This is a genomic window from Collinsella aerofaciens (genome assembly GCF_032584215.1).
GTDB lineage: Bacteria > Actinomycetota > Coriobacteriia > Coriobacteriales > Coriobacteriaceae > Collinsella.
In genome coordinates this window covers 1-4930 of record NZ_JAWHPN010000045.1, presented here as the reverse complement: position 1 = coordinate 4930, position 4930 = coordinate 1, and the positions used below count along the sequence as shown (strand labels likewise).

2 rRNA genes are annotated in these 4930 nt (G+C 62.9%); both read left to right on the top strand.

Going from position 1 to position 4930, the window contains the following annotated elements:
- Positions 1-101: 101 nt before the first annotated feature.
- Positions 102-1607, top strand: a 16S ribosomal RNA gene (locus RX395_RS09545).
- Positions 1608-2004: 397 nt separating this feature from the next.
- Positions 2005-4930 (top strand): 23S ribosomal RNA (locus tag RX395_RS09540); the annotation flags it as partial.

Sequence of the window (4930 nt, the reverse complement as noted above, 5' to 3'; positions counted from 1 at the left end):
GCCCCGAGAAATTCCTTTTCCTATACTAGAACCATATGAATCGAACGGAACCGATCAGCTAATAGTTGTGAGGACCGGACGGGCTCGAAGCCCAGATATTTTGGACGGAGAGTTCGATCCTGGCTCAGGATGAACGCTGGCGGCGCGCCTAACACATGCAAGTCGAACGGCACCTATCTTCGGATAGAAGCGAGTGGCGAACGGCTGAGTAACACGTGGAGAACCTGCCCCCTCCCCCGGGATAGCCGCCCGAAAGGACGGGTAATACCGGATACCCCCGGGCGCCGCATGGCGCCCGGGCTAAAGCCCCGACGGGAGGGGATGGCTCCGCGGCCCATCAGGTAGACGGCGGGGTGACGGCCCACCGTGCCGACAACGGGTAGCCGGGTTGAGAGACCGACCGGCCAGATTGGGACTGAGACACGGCCCAGACTCCTACGGGAGGCAGCAGTGGGGAATCTTGCGCAATGGGGGGAACCCTGACGCAGCGACGCCGCGTGCGGGACGGAGGCCTTCGGGTCGTAAACCGCTTTCAGCAGGGAAGAGTCAAGACTGTACCTGCAGAAGAAGCCCCGGCTAACTACGTGCCAGCAGCCGCGGTAATACGTAGGGGGCGAGCGTTATCCGGATTCATTGGGCGTAAAGCGCGCGTAGGCGGCCCGGCAGGCCGGGGGTCGAAGCGGGGGGCTCAACCCCCCGAAGCCCCCGGAACCTCCGCGGCTTGGGTCCGGTAGGGGAGGGTGGAACACCCGGTGTAGCGGTGGAATGCGCAGATATCGGGTGGAACACCGGTGGCGAAGGCGGCCCTCTGGGCCGAGACCGACGCTGAGGCGCGAAAGCTGGGGGAGCGAACAGGATTAGATACCCTGGTAGTCCCAGCCGTAAACGATGGACGCTAGGTGTGGGGGGACGATCCCCCCGTGCCGCAGCCAACGCATTAAGCGTCCCGCCTGGGGAGTACGGCCGCAAGGCTAAAACTCAAAGGAATTGACGGGGGCCCGCACAAGCAGCGGAGCATGTGGCTTAATTCGAAGCAACGCGAAGAACCTTACCAGGGCTTGACATATGGGTGAAGCGGGGGAGACCCCGTGGCCGAGAGGAGCCCATACAGGTGGTGCATGGCTGTCGTCAGCTCGTGTCGTGAGATGTTGGGTTAAGTCCCGCAACGAGCGCAACCCCCGCCGCGTGTTGCCATCGGGTGATGCCGGGAACCCACGCGGGACCGCCGCCGTCAAGGCGGAGGAGGGCGGGGACGACGTCAAGTCATCATGCCCCTTATGCCCTGGGCTGCACACGTGCTACAATGGCCGGTACAGAGGGATGCCACCCCGCGAGGGGGAGCGGATCCCGGAAAGCCGGCCCCAGTTCGGATTGGGGGCTGCAACCCGCCCCCATGAAGTCGGAGTTGCTAGTAATCGCGGATCAGCATGCCGCGGTGAATGCGTTCCCGGGCCTTGTACACACCGCCCGTCACACCACCCGAGTCGTCTGCACCCGAAGTCGCCGGCCCAACCGCAAGGGGGGAGGCGCCGAAGGTGTGGAGGGTGAGGGGGGTGAAGTCGTAACAAGGTAGCCGTACCGGAAGGTGCGGCTGGATCACCTCCTTTCTAGGGAGATAAATCTTCTAGAGAGATCAACTTAACTCGAATTGAGGGCAGGAGCCCGTCCGGTAGATGTCCGCCAGGATAAGTCCCCGCAGCACCCGGTCCCCGGGGTCGCACCCGCGTACCTTGAGAGCCGCATAGCGATAGGAGAGAGATGGAAGATCATTCTTCCAGACTCGATTCTTTTCTGCGATTTATCAGACAGAATGATAGCAATCATTCATCCGATCCAAACAAGAAGAATTCACTTATATATGAGTGAGGAGCATCTGATCGCGAGCACAGTGAAGACACTGTGCCGCGGTATGAGATACCCGAATTGCGACATACGAGCGCTATTCATGATATCGATTAATTTTTATTAGCGACACGTGGATATCCCGCGGGCCCGAGAGCGGTCCCGCAAGATACCACGGGCGCACGGCGGATGCCTTGGCACAGGGAGCCGATGAAGGACGCGGCAAGCTGCGATAATCCCCGGCGAGGAGCACACATCCTTCGACCCGGGGGTCTCCGAATGGGCGAACCCATGCACAGCAGTGTGCATATCCCCGGCCCGAACACATAGGGCCGGGGAGGACAACCCGGGGAACTGAAACATCTAAGTACCCGGAGGAGAGGAAATCAATCTCGAGACTCCCCGAGTAGCGGCGAGCGAAAGGGGACCGATGGCCAAACCGTCGAGCGGGCATACCCGGCAGGGGTTCCGCCGACGGGGTTGCAGGGCCGCGCATCCGGGGGCTGCCGCCCCCGGGCGCAGGTCCGGCTGGGGAGCGGAACGGCATGGGAGGGCCGGCCGCAGCGGGTGACAGCCCCGTACGCGAACCCAGACCGGACGGCGCGACGCGGTCCCTGAGTAGGGCCGGGCACGTGAAACCCGGTCCGAACCTGGGTGGACCACCATCCAAGCCTGAGTACTACCCTGTGACCGATAGCGCACCAGTACCGTGAGGGAAAGGTGAAAAGCACCCCGGGAGGGGAGTGAAACAGTACCTGAAACCGTGCGCCCACGAGCAGTCGGAGCACCTTTATGGTGTGACGGCGTGCCTTTTGTAGAATGAGCCAGCGAGTCGCTGGCGCGGGGCGAGGTTAACCGAAAGGGAGCCGGAGCGAAAGCGAGCCTTAACAGGGCGACTTGAGTCCCGCGCCGCGGACGCGAAGCCGGGTGAGCTATCCGTGGGCAGGCTGAAGCGGGGGTAAGACCCCGTGGAGGGCCGAACGCACGTCGGTTGAAAACGGCGGCGATGACCTGCGGATAGGGGTGAAAGGCCAATCAAACCCGGAGATATCTCGTTCTCCCCGAAATAGCTTTAGGGCTAGCGTCGCGCGTTCACCGCCGGAGGTAGAGCACCGGATGGACGAGGGGGCTTCGCCGCCTACCGAATCCAACCGAACTCCGAATGCCGGCGGCCCAGAGCGCGGCAGTCAGAGCATGTGGGCTAAGCTGTGTGCTCGAGAGGGAAACAGCCCGGACCGCCCGCTAAGGTCCCCAAGTTCCAGCCGAGTGGCAAAGGATGTGCGTCCGCCCAGACAACCAGGATGTTGGCTTAGAAGCAGCCATGCATTCAAAGAGTGCGTAACAGCTCACTGGTCGAGTGGACATGCGCCGACAATACACGGGGCTAAGCTGGACACCGAAGCGGCGGGATTTTAATTCATTAGAATCGGTAGGGGAGCTTCCCATGGGCGGAGAAGCCGGAGGGCGACCGACGGTGGAGCGCATGGGAGTGAGAATGCTGGCATGAGTAGCGAGAGACGAGAGAGTAACTCGTCCGCCGTGAACCCGAGGTTTCCTGGGCAAGGCTAATCCTCCCAGGGTCAGTCGGGGGCTAAGGCGAGGCCGGAAGGCGTAGCCGACGCGCAGCAGGCAGACATTCCTGCACCGCGCACGCGGCGCTACGACCGACGGGGCGACGGATGGGGGTGGCTCGGCGGGGTTCTGGACGTCCCCGTGATGGAGCGCGGCCCGCGGACCAGGGAAATCCGGTCCGCACGAAGGGCGAGGCTCCGGACGAAGCGATTGAGCGAAGCGAGTGAGCCCGAGGTCCCTAGAAAAACCCCTAGGCAGGCGCGTGCGCGCCCGTACCGCAAACCGACACAGGTGGGTGGGTAGAACATACCGAGGCGATCGGGTCAACCATGGTCAAGGAACTCGGCACAATGGCCCCGTAACTTCGGGAGAAGGGGTGCCCGCGCGTACGTGAACGGACTTGCTCCGGGAGCGGAGGCGGGCCGCAGTGGAGAGGCCCAAGCGACTGTTTACCAAAAACACAGGACTCTGCAGAAGCCGCAAGGCGACGTATAGGGTCTGACGCCTGCCCGGTGCCGGAAGGTCACGCGGAGGAGTTAGCCGATTCGGCGAAGCCCCGAAGCCAAGCCCCGGTAAACGGCGGCCGTAACTATAACGGTCCTAAGGTAGCGAAATTCCTTGTCGGGTAAGTTCCGACCTGCACGAAAGGCGCAACGACTTGGGCGCTGTCTCGACCATGGACCCGGTGAAATTGCACTGGTCGTGAAGATGCGACTTACCCGCGGAAGGACGGAAAGACCCCGTGAACCTTCACTGCAGCTTGGCATTGGCCGCTGGTCCCGCGTGTAGAGGATAGGCAGGAGGCACAGATCCGGAGGCGCCAGCCCCCGGGGAGCCGCCCTTGGAATACTGCCCTCGCGCGACCGGCGTCCTAACCCGAGGCCGTCAACCGGCTCGGGGACCGTGCCAGGCGGGCAGTTTGACTGGGGCGGTCGCCTCCTAAAGGGTAACGGAGGCGCGCGAAGGTCCGCTCGGGACGGTCGGCAACCGTCCTTTTGAATGCAAGAGTACAAGCGGGCTTGACTGCGAGGCCCACAAGCCGAGCAGGTGCGAAAGCAGGCTCTAGTGATCCGGCGGCCCCGAGTGGGTGGGCCGTCGCTCAACGGATAAAAGGTACTCCGGGGATAACAGGCTGATCTTGCCCAAGAGTCCACATCGACGGCAAGGTTTGGCACCTCGATGTCGGCTCATCGCATCCTGGGGCTGGAGCAGGTCCCAAGGGTACGGCTGTTCGCCGTTTAAAGCGGTACGCGAGCTGGGTTCAGAACGTCGTGAGACAGTTCGGTCCCTATCCTCCGTGGGCGCAGGAGAATCGATGGAGGCTGCCCCCAGTACGAGAGGACCGGGGTGGACGCACCTCCGGTGAACCGGTTGTCGACCAACGGCACGGCCGGGTAGCCGCGTGCGGCGCGGATAACCGCTGAAGGCATCTAAGCGGGAAGCCGTTCCAGGGATTAGTTCTCCTTCCGGTAAGGGCCCAGGTAGACTACCTGGTCGATAGACGGCAGGTGCAAGG